At 61.6% G+C, this 26771-nt stretch carries 27 protein-coding genes; 4 read left to right on the top strand and 23 right to left on the bottom strand.

The features are described 5' to 3' along the window. Positions 1-10 precede the first annotated feature (10 nt). The 12 genes from ybgF to CCD76_RS11855 form a co-directional block, all read right to left on the bottom strand. Positions 11-868 carry a tol-pal system protein YbgF gene (gene ybgF / locus CCD76_RS11910; protein WP_087719725.1) on the bottom strand — a complete coding sequence of 286 codons (858 nt, stop codon included), beginning with the start codon at positions 866-868 and terminating at the stop codon, positions 11-13. 18 nt (positions 869-886) lie between these two features. Further along, entirely contained in the window at positions 887-1399 is a 513-nt protein-coding gene (pal, locus tag CCD76_RS11905; RefSeq protein ID WP_087719724.1) for a peptidoglycan-associated lipoprotein Pal, read from the bottom strand. Positions 1400-1446: 47 nt separating this feature from the next. Next, positions 1447-2760, bottom strand: coding sequence for a Tol-Pal system beta propeller repeat protein TolB (gene tolB / locus CCD76_RS11900; protein WP_087719723.1), 1314 nt, complete (start codon positions 2758-2760; stop codon positions 1447-1449). Between the two features lie 11 nt (positions 2761-2771). Continuing rightward, positions 2772-4013 (bottom strand): cell envelope integrity protein TolA, encoded by a 1242-nt coding sequence (gene tolA / locus CCD76_RS11895; RefSeq protein WP_087719722.1) that lies wholly within the window; start codon positions 4011-4013, stop codon positions 2772-2774. Between the two features lie 9 nt (positions 4014-4022). After that, positions 4023-4478, bottom strand: a complete 456-nt coding sequence (gene tolR, locus CCD76_RS11890) for a protein TolR (RefSeq protein WP_087719721.1) — start codon at positions 4476-4478, stop codon at positions 4023-4025. A gap of 14 nt (positions 4479-4492) precedes the next feature. Further along, positions 4493-5182: a protein TolQ gene (gene tolQ, locus CCD76_RS11885; protein WP_087719720.1), complete on the bottom strand. Its 690-nt coding sequence runs from the start codon at positions 5180-5182 to the stop codon at positions 4493-4495. Positions 5183-5195: 13 nt separating this feature from the next. After that, positions 5196-5606: a tol-pal system-associated acyl-CoA thioesterase gene (gene ybgC / locus CCD76_RS11880; RefSeq protein WP_087719719.1), complete on the bottom strand. Its 411-nt coding sequence runs from the start codon at positions 5604-5606 to the stop codon at positions 5196-5198. After that, complete coding sequence (ruvB, locus tag CCD76_RS11875) at positions 5599-6666, bottom strand: Holliday junction branch migration DNA helicase RuvB (protein WP_087719718.1); 1068 nt, start codon at positions 6664-6666, stop codon at positions 5599-5601. Before ruvB ends, ybgC begins: the two co-directional genes overlap by 8 nt. 7 nt (positions 6667-6673) lie before the next feature. Beyond that, complete coding sequence (gene ruvA, locus CCD76_RS11870) at positions 6674-7279, bottom strand: Holliday junction branch migration protein RuvA (RefSeq protein WP_087719717.1); 606 nt, start codon at positions 7277-7279, stop codon at positions 6674-6676. Between the two features lie 75 nt (positions 7280-7354). After that, positions 7355-7894: a crossover junction endodeoxyribonuclease RuvC gene (gene ruvC, locus CCD76_RS11865; protein WP_256961289.1), complete on the bottom strand. Its 540-nt coding sequence runs from the start codon at positions 7892-7894 to the stop codon at positions 7355-7357. A gap of 194 nt (positions 7895-8088) precedes the next feature. Further along, entirely contained in the window at positions 8089-9870 is a 1782-nt protein-coding gene (gene aspS / locus CCD76_RS11860) for an aspartate--tRNA ligase (protein WP_087719715.1), read from the bottom strand. A gap of 30 nt (positions 9871-9900) precedes the next feature. Continuing rightward, complete coding sequence (locus tag CCD76_RS11855) at positions 9901-10176, bottom strand: FmdB family zinc ribbon protein (RefSeq protein WP_087719714.1); 276 nt, start codon at positions 10174-10176, stop codon at positions 9901-9903. A gap of 371 nt (positions 10177-10547) precedes the next feature. Between CCD76_RS11855 and CCD76_RS11850 the strand changes: the two genes are divergently transcribed. The 3 genes from CCD76_RS11850 (at position 10548) to CCD76_RS11840 (ending at position 13476) form a co-directional block, all read left to right on the top strand. Then, complete coding sequence (locus CCD76_RS11850) at positions 10548-11480, top strand: D-2-hydroxyacid dehydrogenase (protein ID WP_087719713.1); 933 nt, start codon at positions 10548-10550, stop codon at positions 11478-11480. Positions 11481-11491: 11 nt separating this feature from the next. Further along, complete coding sequence (locus tag CCD76_RS11845; protein WP_087719712.1) at positions 11492-12436, top strand: ribokinase; 945 nt, start codon at positions 11492-11494, stop codon at positions 12434-12436. 83 nt (positions 12437-12519) lie between these two features. Continuing rightward, positions 12520-13476 carry a nucleoside hydrolase gene (locus CCD76_RS11840; RefSeq protein ID WP_087719711.1) on the top strand — a complete coding sequence of 319 codons (957 nt, stop codon included), beginning with the start codon at positions 12520-12522 and terminating at the stop codon, positions 13474-13476. Positions 13477-13533: 57 nt separating this feature from the next. Here CCD76_RS11840 and CCD76_RS11835 read toward each other — a convergent pair whose 3' ends face one another. The 8 genes from CCD76_RS11835 to CCD76_RS11800 form a co-directional block, all read right to left on the bottom strand. After that, positions 13534-13758 carry an acylphosphatase gene (locus CCD76_RS11835; protein ID WP_256961288.1) on the bottom strand — a complete coding sequence of 75 codons (225 nt, stop codon included), beginning with the start codon at positions 13756-13758 and terminating at the stop codon, positions 13534-13536. Then, entirely contained in the window at positions 13745-14740 is a 996-nt protein-coding gene (locus tag CCD76_RS11830; RefSeq protein ID WP_256961287.1) for a YihY/virulence factor BrkB family protein, read from the bottom strand. Before CCD76_RS11830 ends, CCD76_RS11835 begins: the two co-directional genes overlap by 14 nt. 182 nt (positions 14741-14922) lie before the next feature. Next, positions 14923-15840, bottom strand: coding sequence for a LysR substrate-binding domain-containing protein (locus tag CCD76_RS11825; protein WP_087719709.1), 918 nt, complete (start codon positions 15838-15840; stop codon positions 14923-14925). A gap of 60 nt (positions 15841-15900) precedes the next feature. Then, positions 15901-17331 (bottom strand): cardiolipin synthase, encoded by a 1431-nt coding sequence (cls, locus tag CCD76_RS11820; protein WP_373419418.1) that lies wholly within the window; start codon positions 17329-17331, stop codon positions 15901-15903. A 170-nt stretch (positions 17332-17501) separates the two neighbouring features. Beyond that, positions 17502-19007, bottom strand: a complete 1506-nt coding sequence (locus CCD76_RS11815) for a fumarate hydratase (RefSeq protein WP_087719707.1) — start codon at positions 19005-19007, stop codon at positions 17502-17504. Between the two features lie 187 nt (positions 19008-19194). Further along, positions 19195-20016, bottom strand: coding sequence for an endonuclease VIII (gene nei / locus CCD76_RS11810; protein WP_087719706.1), 822 nt, complete (start codon positions 20014-20016; stop codon positions 19195-19197). 45 nt (positions 20017-20061) lie between these two features. Then, positions 20062-22095, bottom strand: a complete 2034-nt coding sequence (uvrB, locus tag CCD76_RS11805) for an excinuclease ABC subunit UvrB (RefSeq protein WP_087719705.1) — start codon at positions 22093-22095, stop codon at positions 20062-20064. A gap of 101 nt (positions 22096-22196) precedes the next feature. Continuing rightward, a complete protein-coding gene (locus CCD76_RS11800; RefSeq protein WP_087719704.1) occupies positions 22197-22394 on the bottom strand; it encodes a heavy-metal-associated domain-containing protein in 198 nt (65 codons plus the stop codon). 228 nt (positions 22395-22622) lie between these two features. On the opposite strand from CCD76_RS11800, the gene ygfZ reads away from it, so the two are divergent. Next, positions 22623-23663: a CAF17-like 4Fe-4S cluster assembly/insertion protein YgfZ gene (gene ygfZ / locus CCD76_RS11795; RefSeq protein ID WP_087719703.1), complete on the top strand. Its 1041-nt coding sequence runs from the start codon at positions 22623-22625 to the stop codon at positions 23661-23663. A gap of 15 nt (positions 23664-23678) precedes the next feature. On the opposite strand, the gene CCD76_RS11790 is transcribed toward ygfZ, so the two are convergent. From CCD76_RS11790 to CCD76_RS11780, 3 genes are all read right to left on the bottom strand, one after another. Then, on the bottom strand, positions 23679-24449 hold the full coding sequence (locus CCD76_RS11790) for a TatD family hydrolase (protein WP_087719702.1): 771 nt from the start codon (positions 24447-24449) through the stop codon (positions 23679-23681). Between the two features lie 3 nt (positions 24450-24452). Beyond that, positions 24453-24935 carry a large-conductance mechanosensitive channel protein MscL gene (gene mscL / locus CCD76_RS11785; protein WP_087719701.1) on the bottom strand — a complete coding sequence of 161 codons (483 nt, stop codon included), beginning with the start codon at positions 24933-24935 and terminating at the stop codon, positions 24453-24455. Between the two features lie 145 nt (positions 24936-25080). Continuing rightward, the gene (locus tag CCD76_RS11780) at positions 25081-26670 is read right to left on the bottom strand and encodes a peptide chain release factor 3 (protein ID WP_087719700.1); all 1590 of its coding nucleotides are present in this window, start codon (positions 26668-26670) and stop codon (positions 25081-25083) included. Positions 26671-26771 lie beyond the last annotated feature (101 nt).

The following is a 26771-nucleotide window of genomic DNA, read 5'->3' as shown; positions in this document are numbered from 1 at the left end:
CCGGATTCGATCAGCCACCCATCTGATTGAGAAAGTCTCCTGCCATCTGCGCGGCATTGCTGTCCGGGTAGTCACCGCGGACGCGCTCGAGCAACTGACGACTGCCGTCGGTGTCACCCTGTCGCGCTTTCAGCAAGCCCAACTTGTATAGCGCATCCGGCATCTTGTTGCTTTGCGGATAATCGCTGATGACAGTGTCGAACGCATCGGCGGCCTGATCGAGCTGGGATTGTGCGGAGTAAAGCTCGCCCAACCAGTAGTGCGCATTCGGTAGCAGGCTGGATTGCGGATAGTCACTGATGAACCCCTGGAACGCATCGATGGCCGAATCGAACTGGCGTGACTGCACCAGTTGAAACGCCGCCTGGTAGGCTTCGCGCCCATCTCCGCCACCGCTGCTCGCATTCGGCTTGCTGGACGAACGGTCATCCGCTGCTGCACCAGTTGCGCCATCGTCGGCCGGTACCGGACTGTCCGCGACATCGCTTGCGCTACTGCTGTCGACACTGCCGCTGTCGAGATCGGCGCCTTCCGAACCATTGCTGGTGTCGTTGTCACCAGCCCCCATCCCACCGCCGGAAATGCGGTCGTCGAGGTCCAGGTACTGTTGCTGGGTCTGCCGTTTGAGCTGGTCCAGCTGATAACGCAACTCTTCTACCTGACCACGAAGCTGCTGGATCTGCTGCTGATTGTCCTGCAACTGGTTGAGAATCGTCAGCGTTCCCCCGCCGCTCTGGCGAGCCTCCGTCTGACTATAGAAGCCATTCGATTGACCGGTAAGGTCATCGACGACTGGTTGCTGAGCCCATACGGACAGCGGGAGCACCAGGGCTCCCGCGCCGCACAGTCTTTTCAGACCGTGTTTCATGCTTCTCTCCGTCGGTACTTAGTACGAGAACACGACGCGACGGTTCTTGGCGTAAGCTTCTTCGGTGTGGCCCTGAACTGCCGGACGCTCTTCACCGTAGCTGACGATCTGGATCTGGGACGGAGATACGCCCTGAACGGTCAGGTAACGCTCGACAGCCTGTGCGCGGCGCTCGCCGAGGCCCAGGTTGTATTCGCGAGTACCACGTTCGTCGGCATAGCCCTGCAGAGTCACGTTGGTGTTCGGGTTGGCCATCATGTACTGGGCATGACCGCGCAGTACGGATTCGAATTCGGGGCGAATTTCTTCGCTGTCGAATGCGAAATAGATGGTGTCGACGCTAGGCATCTGCTCGCCGGCACCCATCTGGGAGCCCGAGGTGCCTTGGCCGGAGGTCATGCCCTGGCCAGACATGCTGCCAGAGGTGCCATCCATGTCCCCTTCCTGGGTGCCGCCACTGCTAGAACAGCCAGCCACTACGGCGAGTGAAAGCGCGACTGCTAACGTCTTGGCGTAGGTCTTGATTTGCATTGTCATCTCCTTGCTCGGATGTCGAATGACACAATGACTGTAGTCGTTTAGTTCAAAAACGGCGACCACGCGGGTTCGCGTACGTCACCCTGCGTCGAAGGCAGCCGGAAAGACGCGCGTCCATCCGAAGAAACTGCCCCCAACACACCTTGCGCCCCTTGCTGGGTAGCGAAGATTATCATGGTGCCATTCGGTGCGACACTGGGCGATTCGTCCCACTGTGAATCAGTCAAGACCGTGACACGATTGGTGTCCATGTCCTGCTTCGCCACGTGATAACCGCTGTCGTCACGAGTGACCATGAAGAGAGTTTTGCCGTCGGGTGAAAAGCGCCCGTCGGAGTTATAGCTGCCGGTGAACGTCACCCGCTCCGCCTGCCCGCCATTGGCCGACATGCGATATAGCTGTGGTGCACCGCTACGGTCGGAAGTAAAGATCAGGGTTCGGCCGTCCGGCGTCCAGTCCGGCTCCGTTTCGATGGCGGAGTTGTTGGTCAGCCGGGTCAATTGGCGCGTTGCCAGGTTCATTACGTAGATCTCGGGTTGGCCGTCTTTGGAGAGCGACATCGCCAACTTGCGACCGTCCGGTGACCAGGCCGGTGCGCCATTGATGCCGGGGAACGACGTCAGCCGCACGCGCTCGCCGGTGGAGGCGTTCTGGACGTAGATAGCCGAATTGCCGGATTCGAAAGAGACGTAGGCGACCTTCTGACCGTCCGGCGACCAGGCCGGCGAGAGTATCGGATCATCGGAAGAGAGAACCTGTTGCGCGTTATAGCCATCGGCATCGGCCACATAAAGGGCATAGCGAGCGTTCTCGCCCGCCCCGCTGGCCGAAACATAGACGATCCGGGTCGAGAAGGCACCACGAATGCCGGTGATCGCTTCGAAGATCTGATCGCTGATGTAATGCGCACTGGCACGCAGGTCGCCACTGGACGAGGTCAGCGTCTCGCCCAGCATCCGCTTGCCGCCGAGAACGTCCATGAGCTCGTACTGAATGCGATATTGACCGCCCTGCGGCTCGATCTTGCCAACCACGAGGTAGCGGGCGTCGACACGTTTCCAATCGTCGTAGAAAACGTCTTCACTGCTGCTGGGCAGGGAAACGAGAGAGCTGCGGCTCAATGGCGAAAACTGGCCGCTGTGCTCCAGATCGTCGCTGACGATTTGCGCCACATCCTGTGGCAACCCGCCTTGACCACCGAACTCGAACGGCACGACAGCGATTGGCGTTGCCTGATCGCTACCGCGAGTGATTTCGATGGTCAGATTCTGTGCCTGGGCCGTAGTCGTCAGGCAAAGCATTGCCGTCAGCGCTAGCAGCCAACCGCTGGCCAGGGTTTTCCATCCTTGAGACATCCATCGTTTCATCACTGTATATCCCCGGGGGTGAATTTGAGATTGAAGTCACGGAACCGCCGCTGCAACCCCGCGTCAAGCTGCTGAAGCTCACGGAATGGCGCCGCGGCTTCCACGGCCTGCGTCGCCGAGCGATCGAAGCCGGGATTGCCGCTGCTGCGAGTGATGCTGGCTGCCAGCAACTCACCCGAAGGCCCCAGTCTTACACGTACCTGGGCTACCAAACCATTGTCCGCATTGGCCGGCAAGTGCCATCGGTCCTCGACGGCACGCTTGACCAGGTTGATGAAGCTGTTCGACGCCTGGTCGGATTGCTGGGCATTGGCGATCCGCTCCTGTTCGTTGGCAATCGAGTTGTTCAGCGCTTCGGCGGCGGCCTTCTTCGCGGCCGCTTCCGCGGCCTTTTTCTTTTCTGCCTCGGCTTTTGCCTTGGCTTCGGCCTTCGCCTTTTCCTCGGCCTGGCGTTTCTTCTCCGCCTCGGCTTTTGCCTTGGCTTCGGCTTTCGCCTTTTCCTCGGCCTGACGTTTCTTTTCCGCCTCGGCTTTGGCTTCGGCTTCAGCTTTCGCCTTTTCCTCGGCCTGACGTTTCTTTTCCGCCTCGGCTTTCGCCTCGGCTTTCGCCTCGGCTTTCGCCTCGGCTTTCGCTTCGGCTTCAGCCTTCGCCTTTTCCTCAGCCTGGCGTTTCTTCTCCGCCTCGGCTTTTGCCGCCGCTTCAACCTGACGCTTCTTCTCTGCGTCCGCTCTCGCCCTGGCTTCCGCCTGGCGTTTCGCCTCGGCCGCCTGTTGCTGCTTTTCCGCCGCGGCGCGTTCGGCCGCCGCCTGCTCGGCTGCCTGCTGACGACGCTGGGCCGCCGCTTCGGCCTGTGCCGCTGCCGCTTGCCGCCCGGCTTCCTCGGCCTGAGCTTCTTCCTGCGCCGCTGCCGCTTGCCGCCCGGCTTCCTCGGCCTGAGCTTCTTCCTGCGCTTGCTGCTCGGCTGCCTGCCGGGCCGCTTCCTGCGCCTCCTGTTCGGCCGCCGCCTGGGCGGCTTCTTCGGCCTGGCGCTGTGCAGTACGCGCGCGCGCTTCCTGAGCGTACTGGGCCTGATCCGTTGCCGTCACGTCACTGACCAGTGTCGCCTGCACCACGGACGAAGAGCTCGGCGTGGGCTCGCTGTCCGGCAGGCGCAGCATCGTCATCAGTAGCGCCACCACGTGAACGGCGATCGCCAGGACGACGGGCAAGCCGTAACCCACACGGCGGTTTCGCTTCGCCATGCTGACTCCTTACCCTTTGCCACTCGAAGACGACTCGCCTTGCGGCGGCTCGGAAATCAATCCGACATTCGCCACACCTGCCATCTGCAGCGTACTCATCAGCGTCACGACCTGGCCATACGAGGCATTCTTGTCGCCTCGGACCATGACCGGCGTGTTGGGCTTGCGTTCGAGAATCGCCACCACCTGGTCGCCGACGGTCTGCAACGTAACTGGCTTGTCCTGCTCGCCCAGAGAAATGTAGTACTCACCCTGGCTGTCCACGGAGACGATGATCGGCTCCTGCTCCTCGGTGTCGATCGGCTCCGACGTGACCTGAGGCAGATCGACCTGCACCCCTTGGGTCAGCATTGGCGCGGTGATCATGAAGATCACCAGCAGTACCAGCATGACGTCGATGAACGGGACGACGTTGATTTCGCCCATCGGCTTGCGCCGATGATGGCGGCTATAGGGTCCACCCATGTCGAACCTCCGGCTCAGGCCGCCTGGTTGCCGCCGCGACCTTGCAGGTTACGGTGCAGGATCGAATGGAACTCCTCGGCGAAGTCTTCGTACTCGCCGAGCAGGCGGCTGGCAATGGATGACAGGCGGTTGTAGAAAATGACCGCCGGTATTGCCGCGAACAGCCCCATGGCCGTTGCAACCAGCGCTTCGGCAATCCACGGCGCCACGGTGGAGAGCGTGGCCTGCTGTGCCATCGAGAGACTCTGGAAGGAACCCATGATGCCCCAGACGGTGCCGAACAGGCCGATGTATGGGCTGGCCGATGCCACGGTCGCCAGCAGTGTCAGATTGGCGTTGAGGCTATCTTCTTCGCGTGACAGAGCCACGCGCTGCGAGCGCTGGACGCCGTCGAGCACCGCTTCGCTGCTGCGCGTCTTGGGCATCAGGCGATTGAACTCGCGGAAACCGGCACGGAACACATGCTCGGAGCCCTGGGCCTCGTAGTTCTCCGGGACATCACGGTAGAGCTCGTTGAGATCGACACCCGACCAGAATCGCTCGTCGAACGCTTTCTGCGCCTTTCTGGCTCGGCTCAGCGCGAAACTGCGCTGGAAGATGACGATCCAGGAGGCCACGGAAGCCGCCAACAGCAGGAGCATGACCAGCTGGACCACCAGACTGGCATTCATGATCAGATGGGGGATGGACATGGAGTCGTTCACGAAAAACCTCGAATCACTGGCTTGGAATGTCGGACGTCAGGACCGCGCGTAGTTCGCTGGGCCAACGTATCGGTTTCAGGCGTTGCGCGTCGACACAGGCAATATCGACCGTTGCTTCGCATAATGTATCCCCGTCGTACCGAACTGCCTGCTCGAATTGTAACGAACAGGCAGCAACACGACTGACGCTGGCTGTTACCTCCAGTCGATCGTCGAGTCTGGCCGGACGTGCATAGCGACAGTTCAACGAATGGACGACCAACTGCACGCCCTGCTCGATCAACCCTCGCTGACCGAAACCTAGCGCGTTGAGCCATTCGCTACGCGCACGCTCCATGAATTTCAAATAGTTAACGTAGTACACGATACCGCCGGCGTCGGTATCTTCGATGTAGACTTTCACCGGCAGGGTGAACTCACGCATTGCCGGCTCCGTCGTCGCGGGACATGCCGGCTCGGGCTGCCGGCTCGCCCAGCACATGCTCGTGCGGGACGATGCCGAAATGGGTATAGGCGGAGCGAGTCACGATCCTGCCTCGGGCGGTACGCATCATGAACCCTTGCTGGATCAGATAGGGTTCGATGACGTCCTCGATCGTGTCGCGCTCCTCGCTGATGGCCGCCGCGAGACTGTCGACCCCGACCGGTCCGCCATCGAATTTCTCGATCATCGCCAGCAGCAGCCGGCGATCCATGTGATCGAGCCCGTGACTATCGACATTGAGCATGTTCAGCGCCTGGTCGGCGACGGGAGCGCTGACCTTGCCGTCGCCCTTGACCTCCGCGAAATCGCGCACCCGCCGCAGCAGGCGGTTGGCGATCCGCGGCGTGCCACGCGCGCGGCGTGCAATCTCTCGGGCCCCAGCGACATCCGCCTGAACGCCCAGCAGTCGCGCCGAGCGGGTGACGATCTCGGTCAGCTCGTCGATGGCATAGAACTCGAGACGCTGGACGATGCCGAATCGGTCGCGCAGCGGCGAGGTCAACAGCCCGGCGCGAGTGGTCGCCCCGACCAACGTGAAACGCGGCAGATCCAGCTTGATCGATCGCGCGGCCGGACCGTCGCCGATCATGATGTCGAGCTGGAAATCCTCCATCGCCGGATAGAGCACTTCCTCCACCGCCGCGGAGAGACGATGAATCTCGTCGATGAACAGCACATCTCCCGGCTGCAGGTTGGTGAGCATGGCGGCCAGGTCGCCGGCCCGCTCCAGTACCGGACCGGAGGTCGACTTGATGTCGACCTCCATTTCGGCGGCGATGATATTGGCGAGCGTGGTCTTGCCCAGCCCGGGCGGGCCGAAAACCAGAGTGTGATCGAGACTGTCGCCCCGCTGGCGCGCGGCGGAAATGAAGATATCGAGCTGCTCGCGCACTCGCGGCTGACCGATGTAGTCACCGAGTCGGCGCGGCCGAATCGCATGGTCGACCTGCTTCTCGCCCTGTTGCGGCGGTGCCGCGATCAGACGGTCGGGTTCAATCATGGGGGCGTTATCCAGCCAGCTGGCGTGACAGCGCCGCTTTGATCAGCGCTTCGGTCGGTAGGGTCTTGTCCAGGCCGGAAAGCATGCGTGACGCTTCCGTGGGTTTGTAGCCCAGCGTGACCAGCGCAGCCTCGGCATCCGCCTGCGGATCGGACGCGCGCCTGGTCATGGCGGAGTCACCCTCGAGCAGCGACCCCTGGCCTTCCTGCCAGTGGGGGAAACGATCGCGCATTTCGACGATCAGCCGGTCCGCCGTCTTCTTGCCGACGCCGGGCAGCTTGGTCAACGCCTTGCTGTCACCTTCCATCACGCAGTGTATGAAGGCGTCGGTATCCATCCCCGACAGAATGGCCAGTGCCAGCTTGGGCCCGACACCATTGACCTTGATCAGCGCCCGGAACAGTTGTCGTTCTTCGTCGCGGGCAAAGCCGTAGAGCAGGTGGGCGTCTTCCCGCACGCTGAGATGCGTGTAGAGTCGCACCTCTTCCCCCACGCCGGGCATCGAGACCAGTGTGGTCATCGAGGTTTCGAGCTCATAACCGACACCATGCACATCGATGACGATCCAGGGGGGATGTTTCTCCAGCAGCGTGCCGTGCAAACGTCCAATCATGCCATCCGTATCCTTACTCTGACGGCGTCCACTATACGCATCGCCGATTCAACTGACTAGCTACCTTCATTGCCTCTAATCATCGGGCCTGAAGTCTCGCCACCGCCCGCCTCGCGACGTCTTTCCGCGACGCTGGGGAGACACTGCCAACAATCCCTGACAGGCATATCCGTGGGTCAGCGCAATGGCCAGCGCATCGGCGGCGTCGGCAGGCGGTGGCGCTTCCAGGGAGAGTATCGCCATCACCATATGCTGGATCTGGGCTTTCTCGGCACCGCCATTGCCCGTGACCGCCTGCTTGACCTGACGGGCGGCGTATTCATGCACCGGGAGGCCATGATTGGCGGCGCAAACGATGGCACTGCCGCGGGCCTGGCCCAGCTTGAGCGCGGAGTCCGCGTTCTTGGCCATGAATACGCGCTCGATGGCGAACTCCGCCGGCCGATAGAGGCCGATCAACTCGCTGACGCCGGCATAGACCCGCGCCAGCTTCTGGGCGAGATCCGCGCCCTCGATGCGAATGCAGCCGCTGGCGACATAGCGCGGCTTGGCGGCGACATCGATCACGCCATAGCCGGTCACCCGTGAACCGGGGTCGATACCCAGCAGAATCACGTGTTGAACTCCCCGACCCTCCGGCCGTAAATCGTCATTGCCATGCTTCTCTCCGATCGATATCGATGAACCGCTCCGATCGACACCAAGGAATACATCGCCGAGCATGCCAGGATAGAACGCGCACCCAGCAATGCCCCTCGAAACGACGCCGGCGCCCCTGGGGGCGCCGGCATCTTTGACCACGAGACTCGTTATTCGCCGGCGCTGTCCGGCTTCGCCTTCTGGCGCAGGCGGATATGCAGCTCCCGGAGCTGCTGGCTGCTGACTTCGCCGGGGGCATCGGTCATCAGGTCGGCGGCGCTCTGCGTCTTGGGGAAGGCGATGACATCGCGGATGGTACGCGAGCCGGTCATCAGCATCACCAGACGATCGAGACCGAAGGCCAGGCCGCCGTGAGGCGGCGCACCAAACTGCAGCGCGTCGAGCAGGAAGCCGAATTTCTCCTCGGCTTCCTCCTTGCCGATGCCGAGCACTTCAAAGACGGCACGCTGCATGGCCTGGTCGTGGATACGAATCGACCCGCCACCCAGTTCGGTGCCGTTCAGTACCATATCGTAGGCGCGCGATAGCGCCGTGGCCGGCGAGGCCTGCAGTTCTTCCGGCGAACACGACGGCGCGGTGAACGGATGGTGCAACGCCGAAAGCCGGCCGTTATCGTCCGCTTCGAACATCGGGAAATCGACGACCCACAACGGCGCCCACTCGGCAGTATAGAGATCGAGATCTTCGCCCAGCTTCACGCGCAGCGCGCCGATCGCCTCGTTGACGATGCGGGCCTTGTCCGCGCCGAAGAAGATGATGTCGCCATCTTCCGCCCCGACGCGATCCAGCAGCTGCTCGACGATATCTTCCATGAACTTGACGATCGGCGACTGCAGACCCTCGAGCCCCTTGGCGCGCTCGTTGACCTTGATCCAGGCTAGCCCCTTGGCGCCGTAGATGCCGACGAACTTGGTGTAGTCGTCGATCTCCTTGCGTGACAGCTTGGCGCCGCCGCTGACCTTGAGCGCGGCCACACGACCGTCTTCCGCTTTCGCCGGGCCGGAGAAGACCTTGAAGTCCACCGACTGCATCAGGTCGTCGACATCCACCAGTTCAAGCGGGATGCGCAGATCCGGCTTGTCGGAGCCATAGCGCTGCATCGCTTCGCTGTAAGGCATGCGCGGGAACGTCGGCAACGCGACGTCCAGCACTTCCTGGAACAGCTGGCGCACCATCTGCTCGGTGGTGCCCATGATGTCCTGCTCGTCGATGAACGAGGCTTCGATGTCGATCTGGGTGAACTCGGGCTGACGATCCGCACGCAGATCTTCGTCGCGGAAGCACTTGGCGATCTGATAGTAGCGATCGAAACCGGACACCATCAGCAGCTGCTTGAACAGCTGCGGAGACTGCGGCAGCGCGAAGAAGTGACCGTCGTGAGTCCGGCTCGGCACCAGGTAATCACGCGCACCTTCCGGCGTGGCGCGGGTCAGAATCGGCGTCTCGATATCGAGAAAGCCCTGCTCCTCAAGATACGCCCGCACGCTGTGGGTGATCCGCGAACGCAGGCGCAGCTTCTCGATCATCTCCGGACGGCGCAGATCGATGTAGCGATACTTGAGCCGGACTTCCTCGCCCACCTTGCCATGCTCGTCGAGCTGGAAAGGCGGCGTGGCAGCGGTGTTCAGGACATCGACCTGCTTGGCCAGCACTTCGATCATGCCGGTGGGCATGTTGGGGTTCTGGGTGCCTTCCGGGCGCAGCCGAATACGGCCAACGATACGCAGCACGTATTCGCTACGCGCGCGGTCGGCATTGGCGAACGCTTCTGCGGTATCGGGATCCACCACCACCTGAGCGACACCGTCTCGATCGCGCATATCGAGGAAAATGACACCGCCATGGTCGCGGCGGCGATGCACCCACCCGCATAGCGTGACTTCGTGATCGATCAATGACTCGTTCAATTGGCCGCAATAATGACTGCGCATGCTGGATCCTAGATTGGTAAAGACTGTAACTCAGGCTGAGGCTTTGCTGTCGCCGCTCGACTTGCTGCCGCTATCGCCTGCCGGTGCGGGGCTGGCGCTATCGCCCACGAGATTTTTCTTGCTGCCCGATTTGAAATCGGTTTCGTACCAGCCGCCCCCGGCCAGCCGGAATCCGGCTGCCGACACCAGACGGGACAGCTCCGACTGCTCGCAGGCCGGACAGTCGGTCAGCGGCGCCGCGCTGAGCTTCTGGAGTTTTTCCAGGCGATGGCCGCAGGCCTTGCACTCATATTCGTAGATGGGCATGGTTTCATCACTCTATACGGGATAGCGCCGCTTCATGCTTCGGCACTGCCCTGCTATCGACGCGCCCCGTCACCGGAGCCTCTGCGCGTTGCCCTGCCACCACGACTGATGGGGGCGCCGCGTTTCAAACCGTTCTTGAAAATCGGGGCTACTTCCGCCTTTTCAAGCACGTCTTTGGGTCGATCTCGAAGGCGACCGAGGCGGCACCTAGCGTCGCGCTTTCCAAGCCGCGTTCGAAAGCCGCATAGTATAGCGCGCAGCAGCCGGTCGCGGGCAATATTACCGGCTGATAACGCCAATGTCGTCGTTCGCACGCCAGCGATTGTCATGCCATGCGATTCGAGACAGGAAAGAGACAAGGAAAAAGAAGCATGAAAGCCGTTCTTCTGGATGCCGCCTCACTGGGTGACGATGTCGATCTCACCCCGATTCGCGCCCTCGTCGAGAATCTCGATGTCCATCAGCTCACCTCGCCCGAGCAGACGCGGAAGCGCCTGACCGGTGCCACGATCGCCCTGACCAACAAGGTCGTCATCGATGCCGAACTGATCGATGCGCTGCCGGAACTTAAGCTGATCTGCGTACTTGCGACCGGCACCAACAATATCGACATGGCAGCCGCCGAGCGACGGGGAATCGTCGTGCGCAATGTCTCTGCCTATGGTACGGCGAGCGTTGCGCAGCATACTCTGATGTTGATGCTGGCGCTGGCCGCCCGGCTCCCGCTTTACCAGAACGAGGTCAAGGCTGGCGCCTGGCAGCGTAGCGACATTTTCTGCCTGCTGGATCAGCGTACGCTGCAGCTCGCCGGCAAGCATCTGGTCATCGTCGGCAGTGGCGTCCTCGGCACCGCCGTGGCCAGGCTGGGCGAAGCGTTCGGCATGCGGGTCACGTTCAGTGCCCGCCCCGGTAACGAGGCCAACGATTCCCGCCCGGCGCTTGCCTCGCTGCTCGACACCGCCGATGTTCTCAGCCTGCACTGCCCGCTGACCGACGAGACGCGCGGCCTCGTCGACAGCGCTACGCTGGCCGCCATGAAGCCCGATGCGCTGCTGATCAACTGCGCTCGCGGCGGTATCATCGATGAAGCCGCCGCCCTGGCCGCCCTGCGGGATCAGCGTCTCGGCGGCCTGGCCGTCGACAGCCTGCCCAGCGAGCCGCCGCGCGAAGGCCATGCGCTGCTCGACGCGCTCGTCGAGCCGCTCAATCTCATCGTGACCCCTCACAATGCCTGGATCACGCCGGAAGCGCGTCAGCGCGTCGTCGAGTTGACGGCAGACAATCTGCGCGGCTGGCTGGCTTGAGGAGCAACGAAATGGCACACGAAACACCGGCGGTCTACAACTACGGCTCCATCAATATCGATCATGTCTATCGGGTTCCCCACCTGGTTCGGCCCGGCGAGACGCTTTCCAGCACCAGCCTGCATCAGGTCCTGGGGGGCAAGGGAGCCAACCAGTCGTTGGCACTGGCACGTGCCGGCGGGCGCGTCGTCCATTGGGGCCGCCTCGGCGAGGCCGACCGCTGGGCGCTGGCCCCGCTGATCGAAACGGGCGTCGAGGTGAGCGATGTCGAACTGGTTGCCGGAGCCAGCGGTCATGCGCTGATTCAGGTCGATGACGCTGCCGAAAACGCGATCATCCTCCACCCCGGCGCCAATCACGGCTTCGAGGAGAGTCGTCTGAGCGCGCTGGTCGATGCTGCCGAATCCGGCGACTGGGTCCTGATGCAGAACGAGTGCAACGCCGCTGAGCGTATGCTGCGTCTCGCGGCAGAGCGCGGACTTTCCGTCGCCTTCAATCCCGCACCGCTCTCCCCCGATGTCGTCGACCTGCCGCTGGAGCTCTGCCGGATCCTGTTTCTCAACCGTGGCGAGGCGGCAGCGCTGGTGGCGCAGGACGAAAACGCCGATGCCGACACCCTGCTGGCAGCATTGACGACACGGCTGCCGGACGTCGAGATCGTGCTGACGCTGGGTAGCGAGGGCGTTTGCCATCAGTACCGTGGCGAGCGGGTGACGCTGGCCGCTCATCGCGTGGAGGCCGTCGACACGACCGCTGCCGGCGACACCTTCATCGGCTATTTCATGGCGGCCAGGCAACGGGGCGACGGCATCGAGCAGGCTCTTCGTCTGGCGACGACCGCATCGGCGCTGTGCGTCCAGCAGGCCGGCGCCGAGCCGAGCATCCCCATCGTCGCCGCCGTCGAAGAGGCGCTGACGACGCTGCCTGCCCTCACCCTCGAGCAACGGAGCGGCTGATCGAGGGCCGTCATCGATGATCATCAACCCTTCATGGCCAGCGCCTTGGCTGGCTTGCAACAAGATCGAACCCAGGAACTAGCATGCCCATACCCATCATTTTCGACACCGATCCCGGCGTCGACGACGCGCAAGCCATCGCCATCGCGTTGGCTCACCCCGAGATCGAACTGCTGGGGCTGACGACGACTTTCGGCAACGTCACGATAGAGGTCGCGACTCACAATGCGCTGCTGCTCGCCGAGCTGGCCGGTCAATCGATCCCGGTCGCTCAGGGCGCGGCGGGCCCCATGGTCAAGCGCAAGAATCCGCCGCCGGGTCACATCCATGGAGACAACGGCCTGGGTAATATCGCGCTACCCGAAATCACGACACAGGCGCTGAAACAGAGCGCCGCCCAGTTCATCGTCGACCAGGTCAATGCCCGCCCTGGTGAAGTCGTTCTGGTGGCCGTCGGGCCGCTGGGGAATCTCGCTGCTGCGCTGCAGCTCGACCCCGGTCTGGTCGACAAGGTCAAGCGAGTGGTGGTGATGGGGGGCTCGATTCGCGAAGGCGGCAACGTGACGCCGGTCGCGGAAGCCAACATCTTCAACGATCCTCACGCTGCCGCCAGGGTCCTGCAGGCGGACTGGCCGCTTACGCTGGTCGGGCTGGACGCGACGCATCGCTGCGTGCTGGACCCGCAGAGCATGGCGCGGATCGTCGAAGCCCAAGGGGCGCTGGGAAAGGTGCTGGATGAAAGCTATGCCTTCTACCGCCAGTTCTACCAGCAGGCGCTGGGCATCGATGGCTGCTGCCCCCACGACAGTTGCGCGCTGGTCTGGCTACTTCGACCCGATCTCTTCAGCGTCGAACGAGGCCATTTGAGCGTGGTTACCGATGGGCTGGCCGAAGGCCAGACGGTGATGGCGCCGGAGCAGCGCGAGTTCGTGGACACGCGTTGGTCGCAGGGTACGGCGGCTGAGGTCTGCCTGAGCGCCAACGGCCCGGGCGTGATCGACTGGATCGTCGAAACGCTCACGACCTACCCATCTCCCTGATGCGCGCTCGCCCGGTCGCTATTCGTGGCGATCGGGCGAGTTCGTTGCCGTTCGGCTTCAGCCCGTAGTGAAGCTCGCCGGCGCCGCGAACGTGGCTTCTTCCACGGCGACGTCGGTCACGTCGGCCGCTGGCGAACCTTCCCACAGCTGATCGATCAATTCGGCGATGGCGACAGCTTCACCGCAGGCAACCACTTCGACCCGGCCATCCTCGAGGTTGATCGCATGTCCGGTGATGCCCCAGCGTTCCGCATGGCGACGCACATGCTCACGATAGCTCACGCCTTGCACTCGCCCGCTCACCCGAGCCTTGATCGTCCGATGGGTCATGAGATGAATTCTCCTTTGTAATCACTTCATGGCGTATCACTACCGCCGTGTTGCGAGGCACGATATGACCGCCCTTGGCAAGGACATGCGTCCGGGTAAACGCGGCGCCAAACAGCAGAATCAGCGATGAGTAATACACCCATAGTAGAACCAGCACGACCGAGCCGGCCGCCCCATAGGTCGATGCCGTTGCGGTATGTGCCAGATAGGCGGCGATGGCATTGCGCCCGATGATGAACAGCACCGCCGTCACCAGAGCACCCAGCAGCACATCGCGATAGGAAAGCACGACATCTGGCAACACCTTGAAAATCGCGGCAAAAAACAGCGTCACGACCACGATGGACAGGACGAACTGGGCCGTGTCCAGCAGGAATACGCTGCCCGGCACCCAGTCACCCGCGTAGTCGAAGGTCACCCGCAGGATCACGCCCAACACCAGGGACACCATCAGCACGAAGCCAATGGCCAGTACCACCGCCATGGATAGCAGGCGCTTCTTGGCAAACAGTAGAACGCTGTTTCGGTCCGGGTTGGGCGCGACGCCCCAGATGGTATTGAGCGAGAACTGCATCTGGCCGAAAACCGTGGTCGCACCAATCAGCAGCGTCACGAAGCCGATGATGGTGGGCAGAATGCCTGAAGCCTCGATACTGGACTGCGCTACGGCATCCTCGATCGCGTTGGCTGCGGAAGGCCCCAGAGTATTCTGCAACCGCGCCACGATTTCCCCGCGGGCAGCATCTTCACCCAACCACAATCCGACCACGCTGACCGCAATGATCACCGTCGGTGCCAAGGAAAAGAGCGTGTAGAACGCCAGCGAACCGGCATAGCTGAAGGCATTACGATCGAGCCACAGCTTGACGGAATCGCGGACCACGGCGACCCAGTACTTGAAGAAGGAGATGGCGTTGGAATGGAGGGCTGTCACGTTGGTTCCTTGTTGTTGGCTGTCACCCGGCGAGGTGCAGACGAACTCCGGGAATCACTGGTCATGGGCTGTTTTGTCGATACATCAACAGTCTAGACGAGATCGCGGCCGTACCCAGCCCATAAGGCAAATCCCCGACGCTGGGCGCTTTCCCGACGTGGCTCGGCCTAGGCCCGCAAGACTCAGGCCCGCAAGAAGTCGCTCGGCAGCTTCATCATCCGCCGCCACAGCTTCTCCACGCCGGGCTTGTGTACCAGCGAGCAACGATAGAGGCGAATTTCCAGCGGGATATCCCAACTGTCCCCCGCTGCACGGACCAGCTTGCCGTTGGCCAGTTCGTCACGAATGCAGAAATCGGGTATCCATGCGAGACCGACACCCTGAAGCGCCATCCCTTTGAGCCCTTCTGCCATCGCGGTTTCATAGACCGTTTTCAATCGCATGCGCCCAGGCTCGTTCTTGAGTAGCATGCGTACGCTGCGGCCAAGAAAAGCGCCCTGAGTGTAAGAGAGAAACGGTATCGCACCTTCTTCATCGAAGGAAAATTTCGGCCCGCCGGTAGCGTCCGGCACGCTCACGGGAAGCATCTTGACCTGACCAATGGAGAACGAGGGAAATATCTCCGCGTCCAGCTGCATGGTGGCATAGGGATCGTGATACGCCAGCATCAGATCGCAATTGCCCTCGCGCAGCACGTGGATGGCATCGCCGACATTCATCGCCACCAGGCGCGTCGGCAGTTCACCTACCCCCTTCTGCAAGCGTGAAATCCAGGGTGGATAGAAGGCCAGTGCCAGCGAATGCGCGGCGACGATATCCAGCGCCTCGTTGTCCATTGCCAGGCCGCGAAGATGGGCCAGGCTATCGTTGAGCTGCTCGACGATGTTGCGCGCGGTGACCAGAAAGAGCTGGCCTTCCGGTGTCAGACTGACCGGTGTCGTCGAGCGGTCCACCAGAGTGGCCCCGATCGCCTGCTCCAGCGAGCGAATCCGACGGCTGAAAGCCGGTTGCGTGACATGTCGTTGACGCGCGGATCCCGAGAAACTGCGCGTATTGGCTACGGCAACGAAGTCTTCGAGCCATTTGGTTTCAAGATTCAATGAAGCCTCCGGCATCCATTCTGCTACACGGCTGCCAAGCCGGTAGTAAAGGCTGCGTCATCATTGTACGGGTGACAGTAAGTAAGTGGCCCGCGAGAGCAGCTTGCGCCAGAGCGGACGCTCGGCAAGCTCTCGCTGGCTGACTTGGCGGCTGTTGGAGAAATCCTTCTCGAGCATATCGAATACTGCAGCGGCAAAGATCTTATCGGATATGTAAGCAGTGACCTCGAAGTTCAGCCTAAAGGACCGATTGTCGAGATTGACCGTTCCTACCATTGATGTATGGTCATCCACGAGTAGGACTTTTTGGTGTAAGAAACCTGGTTGATAACGGTATATTTTAACACCGTTACGAATCATCTCCGGCAAGAAAGCAAACGCCGAGAGAAACACCAGCAGATGGTCCGGCCGCTCGGGTATCAGTACTCGCACATCGACTCCCCGCAACGCGGCCAACGTCAGTGCATCCTGAACGCCATGATCGGGAACGAAATACGGGCTGGTCACCCAAAGACGGTGCCGGGCCCCGTGGATGGCATGCTGCACCAGCAGGCTTGCCGTTTCGCGTCCATCGGCCGGCCCGGAAGGCACGACGGCAACGTGCTGGGACACGCCCGATACGGGCTGGGGTTTCCAGCCCAGTGCCAGAATATCGCCGGTTGCCCAGTACCAGTCTTCCCAGAAGGCTTCCTGCAATGCCAGCACGCTCGGTCCCTGGAGCTTGAGGTGCGTGTCGCGCCATTTGCCGTATCGCTCGACGCGTCCCAGGTATTCGTCGGCCACGTTGAGTCCGCCGGTCCACCCTTCGCGCCCGTCGACCACCACGATCTTGCGATGGTTGCGGAAATTGATCTGGAAACGATGCCGCCAACCGCGAGACGAATTGAAGGCCGAAACGCGGACGCCCGCCTCTTCGAGATCCCGTAGATAGCCACCGGATAGCCCTCGACTACCGATCTCGTCATAGAGAAAGTAGACGTTGACGCCACGCTCGGCCTGATGGATCAGCTTCCGCTTGAAGACCATGCCGATCTCGTCGGCGCGGACGATGAAGAACTGGACCAGAATGTAGGTTTCGGCACGATCGATGCCATCGAACAGGCTTTCGAAAGTCTCGTCGCCGTCGATCAGCAGCTCGGCCCGATTGCCCCGGGTCATCGGCATCCGTGCCAGCTCCTCGACGGCGCGAATGCGCCCGCTGACGGTCTCCGGCCGGGAAATGTAAGGTTCGGTCTGCGGACGATAGCGCTGCAGCACCTGGCGAAGCACGGTATCGCGTTCGCCCCGAGCGGAGACATAGCCGTAGAACCGCGGACGACCGAAAGTCCAGAAAATGGGCACGGCGATGTAAGGGAAGCTGATCAACGTGACGATCCATGCGACGGCGCCTTGAGAAGTGCGGCTCGACATCAGCGCCACCACTGCCGTAACGATGCCCGCAACATGGGAGACGAACAGCAGCATACCGATCAGCCAGGTCATGTCCGCCATCGTTCACCATATCGCATCATGTCATCGCTCCCGCCGAAATCGTCAAGCCAACCAGCATCATACCGAAAAAAGAAGAGAGCCCCACAGGGCTCTCTTCTTTCAGCGTTTCCCTCTCCGATTGACGCTTCGGCCAGGGTCCCGCGCAACCACGATGATGCCGTGCGTAGCCGTCAAACTCGCTCGGCGATGATCTCTTTCCACTTGGCAGGTCCGGTCTGGTGGACCGATGTTCCCAGGTGATCCACGGCGACCGTAACCGGCATGTCCTCGACCTCGAACTCGTAGATCGCTTCCATACCCAGGTCATCGAAAGCGATGACTTCCGCTTTCTTGATGGCCTGTGCCACCAGGTACGCCGCACCGCCGACAGCCATCAGGTACACCGCCTGATTATCGCGAATGGCTTCGATCGCCACTGGCCCGCGCTCCGCCTTGCCGACCATGCCAAGCAGGCCGGTCTGTTCGAGCATGGTACGCGTGAACTTGTCCATGCGGGTGGCGGTGGTCGGCCCTGCCGGCCCAACCACTTCATCACCCACCGGATCGACCGGCCCGACGTAGTAGATGAACCGGTTTTTCAGATCGACCGGCAGGCTCTCCCCCTTGGCCAGCATATCGACCATTCGCTTGTGGGCAGCGTCACGCCCGGTCAGCAATTTGCCCGACAGCAGCACGGTATCGCCAGGCTGCCACTCGCGCACGGCTTCGGGAGTGATCTCGTCGAGGTTGACGCGGCGCACGCCCTCGCCCACCTCCCAGGTGATTTCCGGCCAGTCGTCGAGCTTCGGCGCCGGCAGTTCGGCAGCACCGCTGCCATCGAGAGTGAAATGGACGTGGCGCGTCGCCGCGCAGTTGGGAATGATGGCGACCGGCTTGTTGGCGGCGTGGGTCGGGTAATCCTTGACCTTGATGTCGAGCACCGTCGTCAGACCGCCCAGCCCCTGGGCACCGATACCGCTCTGATTGACCTTCTCGAACAGCTCGAGACGCAGCTCCTCGGCCCGATTGCTGGCGCCACGAGCCTGCAGTGCCTGAATATCGACGGGATCCAGCAGCGCTTCCTTCGCCAGTTCCATCGCCTTTTCCGCGGTTCCGCCAATGCCGATACCCAGCATGCCCGGCGGACACCAGCCTGCCCCCATCTTGGGCAGCTGTTCCATGACCCAGTCGACGACGCTATCCGACGGATTGAGCATGGCGAACTTGGATTTCGCTTCACTGCCGCCGCCCTTGGCGGCGACATGAATTTCCACCGTATCGCCCGGCACCAGCTTGTGATGGATGATCGCCGGCGTGTTGTCGCCGGTGTTCCGGCGCTTGCCATCGGGATCGGCCAACACTGACGCGCGAAGGACGTTATCCGGCAGTGTATAGGCACGCCGCACGCCTTCGTTGACCATGTCGTCGAGGCTCATGTCCGCTTCCCAGCGAACATTCATGCCGACGTGAACGAATACCGTGACGATGCCCGTGTCCTGGCAGATCGGACGGTGGCCGGTGGCACACATCCTCGAGTTGATCAGGATTTGTGCGATGGCATCGCGCGCGGCGGGATTCTCTTCCCGCTGGTACGCCGCGTGCATGGCATCGATGAAATCCTTGGGATGGTAATAGGAGATGTACTGCAGCGCATCGGCCACGCTTTGGATGAGATCCTCCTGGCGGATCATGGTCATCAAGGTACTCCTGGCTGGTCACGGTAACTGCCCGACGGGTTCATCGCCCGTGAGTCGGTGATTTCAAGCGCGGGAATTATACCTGAGCAACTGGAAATTGGCAGTTTGTTACAAGGTGTCAGTATAAAAGATAACGGTATAATCTTTTACTTCATCTGATTCTCTAATACGACCCCATGCGATTTCTTCAGCCCTGCTGGCAAACAGCACAATAATAGAACCGGCGAGACGCGACAGACTCACGCTGGATAGTGGCGCCGCAGGCGTGGCAAGGCTTTCCATCACGATCGAAAACGGCGAATCGCCACTGGGCGCGACGCTCACCGGCTTGCTGCATTCGCTTTCGCCAGACCGGCCGATTGGTCACGCCCGCTTCGCGATACGCCTGGTGAATCGTCGTCAGGATGCTGTTCGCGAGTTTTTCCCGCTGGGTATCAGACAGATCCTTGGGCCGCTTCATGGGCCTGAGCCCGGCATAGAACAGGATCTCCGAGCGCAGGTAATTGCCGATGCCTGCGTAGAACCCTTGATCGAGCAACAAGCTGCCCAGGCCTCGGCTCGCGAACCGACGCTCGCCCAGTCTCGCGACGATATCCCCTGTCGAGACATCATGCGTCAGCAGGTCCGGGCCTAGTCGCGCCAGAAATGGCTGCCGCTCCAGGGTTTCTGTGGTCCACAACGAGATATCGGAAGCGCTGTAGAGGCTCGCCGTATGCCGAGAGGTCGACAACCGGGCGCGCAGGATGCGATTTGTCCGAGGCGGCTGGTCGCTCCGATGGAGACGCCAGACGCCATAGAGCTGGTTATGGGAATAGAGCACGTGACCGTCGGCAAATATCACAAGCAGCGCCTTGCCCCAGCAATCGACCGCGGTCACGTGAGTCTGCCGCAAGCGCCCTGCCATCGCTTCAAGCTCAGGGAAGGCAAACCAGACCTGCGTCAGCGGCACACCAACCAATACCTTGCCTAATCGATCCGCGACGCGACGGATTTCTGGGCCTTCCGGCATAAAACAACGCTACCTCGATGCAGATTCGTCTATCCCGACGTCGATTTATCCCAGTTCCAGCAGACGCGCCTTCAAGGTCTGCAACTGATCACGCAGCTTCGCGGCCTGCTCGAACTCCAGGTTCTGTGCAGCCTCGTGCATACGATCCTCGAGCTTGCCGATTTCCTTGGTCAACTGCGGCGCGTTCATCGCGCTCAGAGCTTCGCGGGTATAGTCGCCCGGGGCTTCCGCCACCAGCTGCTCGGTACGCTTGCGGCCGCCCTTGCGGCTGCCCGGCGCTTGCGCGCCTTCCATGATATCGGCGACGGACTTGGTCACCGTCATCGGCGTGATTCCGTGCCGCTCGTTGTGCTCGATCTGCTTGTTGCGGCGGCGTTCGGTTTCATCCATGGCTCGACGCATCGAGTCGGTAATGCGATCGCCATAGAGAATCGCCTTGCCATGGGCGTTACGGGCGGCGCGGCCGATCGTCTGGATCAACGAACGTTCGGCGCGCAGGAAGCCTTCCTTGTCGGCATCCAGAATCGCGACCAACGAGACTTCCGGAATATCGAGCCCCTCGCGCAGCAGGTTGATGCCGACCAGCACGTCGAACTTGCCCAGCCGAAGGTCACGGATGATCTCGACCCGTTCGACGGTATCGATATCCGAATGGAGGTAGCGGACGCGAATATCGTGCTCGTCGAAATACTCGGTCAGGTCTTCCGCCATCCGCTTGGTCAAGGTCGTCACCAGCACGCGCTCTCCGACGTCGACGCGCAACCGAATCTCCGAGAGCAGATCGTCGACTTGCGTGCTCGCCGGGCGCACCTCGATGTCGGGGTCGACCAGCCCCGTCGGACGCACCACCTGCTCGACCACCTGGCCGGCGTGCTCTGCCTCATACGGTCCGGGCGTCGCCGAGACGAATACCGTCTGCGGGACGATGCCCTCCCACTCTTCGAAGGTCATGGGGCGGTTGTCCAGCGCCGAGGGCAGGCGGAAGCCATATTCTACCAGGGTTTCCTTGCGCGAACGGTCGCCCCGATACATACCGCCGACCTGGGGCACGCTGACGTGCGATTCGTCGATGAACAGCAGCGCGTCATCCGGCAGGTAGTCGAAGAATGTCGGCGGCGCCTGCCCCGGCGCTCGCCCCGACAGATAGCGCGAGTAATTCTCGATACCGTTGCAGTAGCCCAGCTCCAGCATCATCTCGATGTCGTAGAGCGTGCGCTGCTCGAGACGCTGCGCCTCGACCAGACGTTCGTGCTTTCTGAGATATTCGAGCCGGTCCGCCAGCTCCTGCTTGATCGACTCGATCGCGCCGAGGATCGTGTCGCGGGGCGTCACGTAGTGGCTCTTAGGGTAGATCGTCATGCGCGGTACCTGCCCGCGCACTTCTCCCGTCAGCGGATCGAACAGTCGAATCGAGTCGATTTCGTCGTCGAACAGCTCGATGCGCACGCCTTCGTCCTCGGCATCCGCCGGGAAGACATCGATGACATCGCCGCGCACACGATACGTCCCGCGCCGGAAGTCCGAATCGTTACGCGTATATTGCAGCTCAGCCAGCCGGCGCAGAAAGCTGCGCTGGTCGATCTGCTCGCCCCGATTGAAATGCAGGCGCATCTTCATGTACTGCTCGGGATCGCCGAGACCGTAGATCGCGGAGACCGATACCACGATCAAGGCGTCTCGACGTTCCAGCAACGCCTTGGTCGCCGACAACCGCATCTGCTCGATGTGATCGTTGATCGAGGCGTCCTTCTCGATGAAGGTGTCGGAAGAAGGCACGTACGCTTCCGGCTGGTAGTAGTCGTAGTAGGAGACGAAATACTCGACCGCGTTGTCCGGGAAGAAGCTCTTGAATTCGCCGTAGAGCTGGGCCGCCAGCGTCTTGTTGGGCGCGAGCACGATCGTCGGCCGCTGCAGCGTCTCGACGACGTTAGCCATCGTGAAGGTCTTGCCGGAGCCGGTGACGCCGAGCAGTGTCTGGTGCGACAAGCCGGCACCGAGGCCGCGAACCAGCCCTTCGATGGCGGCCGGCTGGTCCCCGGCCGGACGATACTTGGATTGAATCTTGAAGGGTTTGTTCATGATCACTAATTAGGGGTCAAAGTATCTACGTTCAAGGGCAAGCCGGTTCATTCGACCATTGTCGCGTTGCGGACTAACGTCTCACTGCGCCGTTGAATCAATCATTGTGCGGTGAAACCCGCCTTCAACGAGGCAACGGCCTTGATCAGCGCGTCGCGGGTGACACGCCCCTCGACTTCGGCCCATTCTCTTCCGATATCGACGCTTTCGACGCCCTCCACCATCATCAGGGCCGTGGTAACGCGGTTGAGATCTTCAGGGGTGGATACCCCTTTCAGCGTCAGGTTGATCCGGGACATGCAAGGTTCTCCACTGCGGTCTTTTTACGATGGCCTTTCTACAACTCAGGTAATGAGACTCAGATAAGGTTCAGACAACTTTCAGGCCAGCAGCATAGCGTAGCACGTCGTTTTCGGGACCGACGTTGCAATGCAAGGGAATCGACGCCATCTTGACGCCAGACTTGTACCGACATCCAGGCACTGGATATCCCGGTACGCCACCAGCATTGTTACGGGAGAGTTTGGATGGACGATTGGCTGGCACATCTCACGGCCGCAGGCGGACGCCAGTTGAACGATCACGACTGGCACTTCCCGGAAGGCAGCCATCGGCTTACCGAGGGTAACGGCCTGATACCGCTGACGCATTTCCGCATTCTGGAATGCGAAGGTCCCGATGCCGCCCGCTTTCTGCAAGGCCAGACCAGTGCCAACATCGATCACGCCGATGGTGCGTTTGGCCCGCTGACGGCCTTCTGCACGCCCAAGGGCAGAATGATCGCCAATGCCGAGATACTCAAGGTCTCTGCCGAACGCTACTGGCTGCTGCTGGATGCCTCCCTGGCGGGACCGCTGGCCACACAGCTGGGAAAATACGCCCCTTTCTACAAGATGACGCTGCGCCATCGCGAGGACCTGGCAATCATCGGCATGGTCGGCGAGCCCGAGTCATGGGCCGAGGCCGATCTTCCCGATCTGCCCCGCCTCGACTGGCATATGGCACAGCAGGACGACGTTCTTGCCTTGCGTCACCCTGCCAGCCGATCACGCTTCGTATTGATCCTGCCCACGTCTCAGGCTGCTGCCCGTTGGGATACGTTGCGTCGCCATGCCGATCCCGCCGATACGGCCCTGTGGCGGCGCGCGGACATCGGTGCCGGCGTCGCCTGGCTAACCGCCGAACACAGCGATGCGTTCCTGCCGCAGATGATCAACTGGGAAGCGTTGGGCGGCATCAGTTTCCGCAAGGGCTGTTACACCGGGCAGGAGGTCGTGGCGCGGGCGCATTTTCGCGGGCAGGTCAAACGACGCTTGCAGATCGCCACCCTGGAAGGCGCTTCGGTACCGGCCATCGGCGACGAGATCCGTAGCGCGGAAGACAAGCGCGTGGGCGAAATCTTCCAGGCCACGGCCGGTGACGACACCAAACACTGCGACATCCTCGCTGTCATCAATACCAGTGTGGATGGCGAATCGGCGCTGTTCGTGGGGGATCGCAAGCTGACCCTGCGTGACTTGCCTTATCCGCTGGAGCGTCTCGACCCTGAGCGGATCGTGGGCGACTGACACACGGACCGAAGCTCACCCGTCAGCATCGAGACCGAACAGTCGATGCGTGTTGACCCACGCGTTGGCGATCACAGATTCCCGTGTCTGGCCTCGCAGACGGGCAACCGACTCGGCTGTCTCCATCAGGTGGACAGGTTCGTTACGTTGCCCCTGGCGCCCGGATAGCGGCATGTCCGGGCTGTCGCTTTCCAGCACGAAGCCGTCGTCGGGAATCGACTGCACCGCCCGATGCAGTCGTTTAGCCCGATCGTAAGTCACCGCGCCTCCCAACCCGAGACTATAGCCGAGATCCAGAAATCTCCCGGCCTGCTGCGGGCTACCTCCGAAAGCATGAATCAATCCCCGTGCCGGCAGATCGAGCTGCCTGAGCCGCTTGGCCACCTGGTCGTCGGCATGGACGCAGTGAATGATGATGGGTAGCCGATGCCGTTTGGCCAGTTGAAGCTGCGCCTCGAACAGCGACCACTGCTGCTCCAGCGTATCCTCGAATCTGGCATCGATGCCGCATTCACCGATACCGACCAGAGATTCGTGACGCCCGATTTCATCCGCCAGCGCTTCCAGATCGCTGTCGGCATGCTCGTCGGTGAAATAGGGATGCAGCCCCAGCGACGCGACGACGTCATCGCGTCGGCTCAGCTCGAGCACGTGGTTCCAGCGCTGGCGCGTCGTTCCCGGCACCATGAAACGCGAAACGCCGGCCGCATGGGCGCGGTCAAAAGCGGCCTCGCGGTCGGCGTCGAAACGGTCGAAATCCAGATGACAGTGAGCGTCGAACAGCATCGATCAGCTCGCAATGCCATTTTCCGGTGGAAGATCGGCCGTGCAGTGGCCACACTTGGTCGCTTTGATGGGTATCGTCATGAAACAGTGCGGGCACGCCTTGTCCGACGGCGCCTGGGGAGCGACCGCCTCCTCGCGCTTCAAGCGATTGATGGTGCGTACCAGCAGGAAGACGACGAAGGCAACGATGACGAAACTGATCACCGCATTCAGGAACAGCCCGTAGTCCAGCGTGACGGCGCCGGCCTCCTGCGCAGCCGACAACGTCGCATATGGTCCCGGTATGCCGCCTTCCTTGAGCACGACGAAGAAATTCGCGAAGTCGACGCCACCGATGAGCAACCCGAGCACCGGATTGAAGATATTCTTCACCAGGCTCTGCACAATCAACGTGAACGCACCACCGATGATGATGCCCACCGCCATATCGACGACGTTACCCTTGACGGCAAACTCTCGAAACTCTTTCAAGAATTTGGAAGCCATCGTCATTCTCCTTTTTCTGGTCGACCGAATAGCCGAGCACAAACCAACGGCGCCTTCTGACGCATGGAGTGAACTTCGTCAGCATGGCGCAAGCACTACGGAGCGGCAAGATCGACGCGACCGCTCCTGTCGGACGACAGCGGGTTCAGTGCTCGCGGGTGGCCCTGAACTCGATTTCCGGCCAGCGTTCCTGGGTCATCTGCAGGTTGACTCGGGTCGGCGCCAGATAGGTCAGGTAGTCCCCGCCATCCAGGGCCAGGTTAGTGCTGGCCTTTCGCTTGAACTCGTCGAGCTTCTTGGCATCCTTGCTGTAGATCCAGCGCGCCGTATTGACATTGACGGGCTCATAAATGCAGTCGACCTTGTACTCTTCCTTGAGCCGGTGCGCGACCACATCGAACTGCAACGTGCCAACCGCACCGACGATCAGGTCGTTATTGTCCAGCGGCAGGAAGACCTGCGTCGCGCCCTCCTCGGAGAGCTGCTGGAGCCCTTTCTGCAGCGCCTTCATCTTGAGCGGGTCACGGAGCCGGACGCGGCGGAACAGTTCCGGGGCAAAGTGCGGGATCCCGAGGAAGCGCATGTCCTCGCCGGCCGTGAAGGTATCCCCGATCTGGATCGTGCCGTGATTGTGCAGACCGATGATATCGCCGGGCCAGGCCTCTTCGACGTGAGACCGATCGGACGCCATGAACGTCAACGCGTCCGCGATCTTGACGTCCTTGCCGATACGCACGTGGCGCATCTTCATGTTGCGTTCGTACTTGCCGGAGCAGATGCGCAGAAACGCCACCCGGTCCCGGTGCTTGGGATCCATGTTGGCCTGGATCTTGAAAACGAAGCCGGAAAAACGCCCATCGTCGGCCACCACTTCACGGGTATCGGTCTCCCGCGCCTGGGGCGTCGGCGCGAATTCGACGAAGCCGTTGAGCATTTCGCGCACGCCGAAGTTGCCCATCGCGGTACCGAAATAGACCGGAGACAGCTCCCCGCGACGATAGGCTTCCAGGTCGAAGGGGTGGGATGCGCCACGGACCAGCTCGACCTCCATGCGCAGTTCTTCAGCTGCACTCTCGCCGAGTACCCGGTCGACCTCTTCGCTGTCCAGCCCTTCGATGCGCTTGTCTTCCGGAATCCGATTGCCCTGCCCCTGGGTGTAGAGATGGATCACATCGTCATAAAGGTGATAGACGCCCTTGAACTGTCGGCCCATGCCGATCGGCCAGGTCATCGGGGCACACTGCATGTTGAGGACCGTCTCGATCTCGTCCATTACCTCGATCGGATCGCGCGTCTCCCGATCCATCTTGTTGATGAAGGTCAGGATCGGCGTGGTTCGCAGCCGGCAGACCTCCATCAGCTTGATGGTACGGTCCTCGACGCCCTTGGCGGCATCGATGACCATCAAGGCAGAGTCCACGGCGGTGAGGGTGCGATAGGTATCTTCGGAGAAATCCTCGTGGCCAGGCGTGTCGAGCAGGTTGACGATGCGCCCGTTGTAGGGAAACTGCATCACCGAGGTAGTGACCGAGATGCCCCGCTCCTGCTCCATTTTCATCCAGTCGGAGGTCGCGTGGCGCTCGGCCCGCTTGCTCTTGACCGAACCGGCGAGCTGAATGGCGTTCCCGAACAGCAGCATTTTTTCGGTAATCGTGGTCTTGCCCGCGTCCGGGTGACTGATGATGGCAAAAGTGCGGCGAAGGGCCGCTTCCTGCGCAAGCTGAGAATCTGACATGAGTGGTTTCACTGACTGAAGGCGACTCACACGGCATCGATCGATGGTGCAGAGTTCGCGGGGACTCGAAGATGGCGGCGATTGTACGCGTTGAGCCGCAA

Origin of the sequence: Salinicola salarius, assembly GCF_002179555.1 — a bacterium.
Classification (GTDB): Bacteria; Pseudomonadota; Gammaproteobacteria; order Pseudomonadales; family Halomonadaceae; genus Salinicola; species Salinicola salarius_A.
Note: the sequence above shows the minus strand (reverse complement) of the source record. Positions and strands in the feature narration are given on the sequence as shown.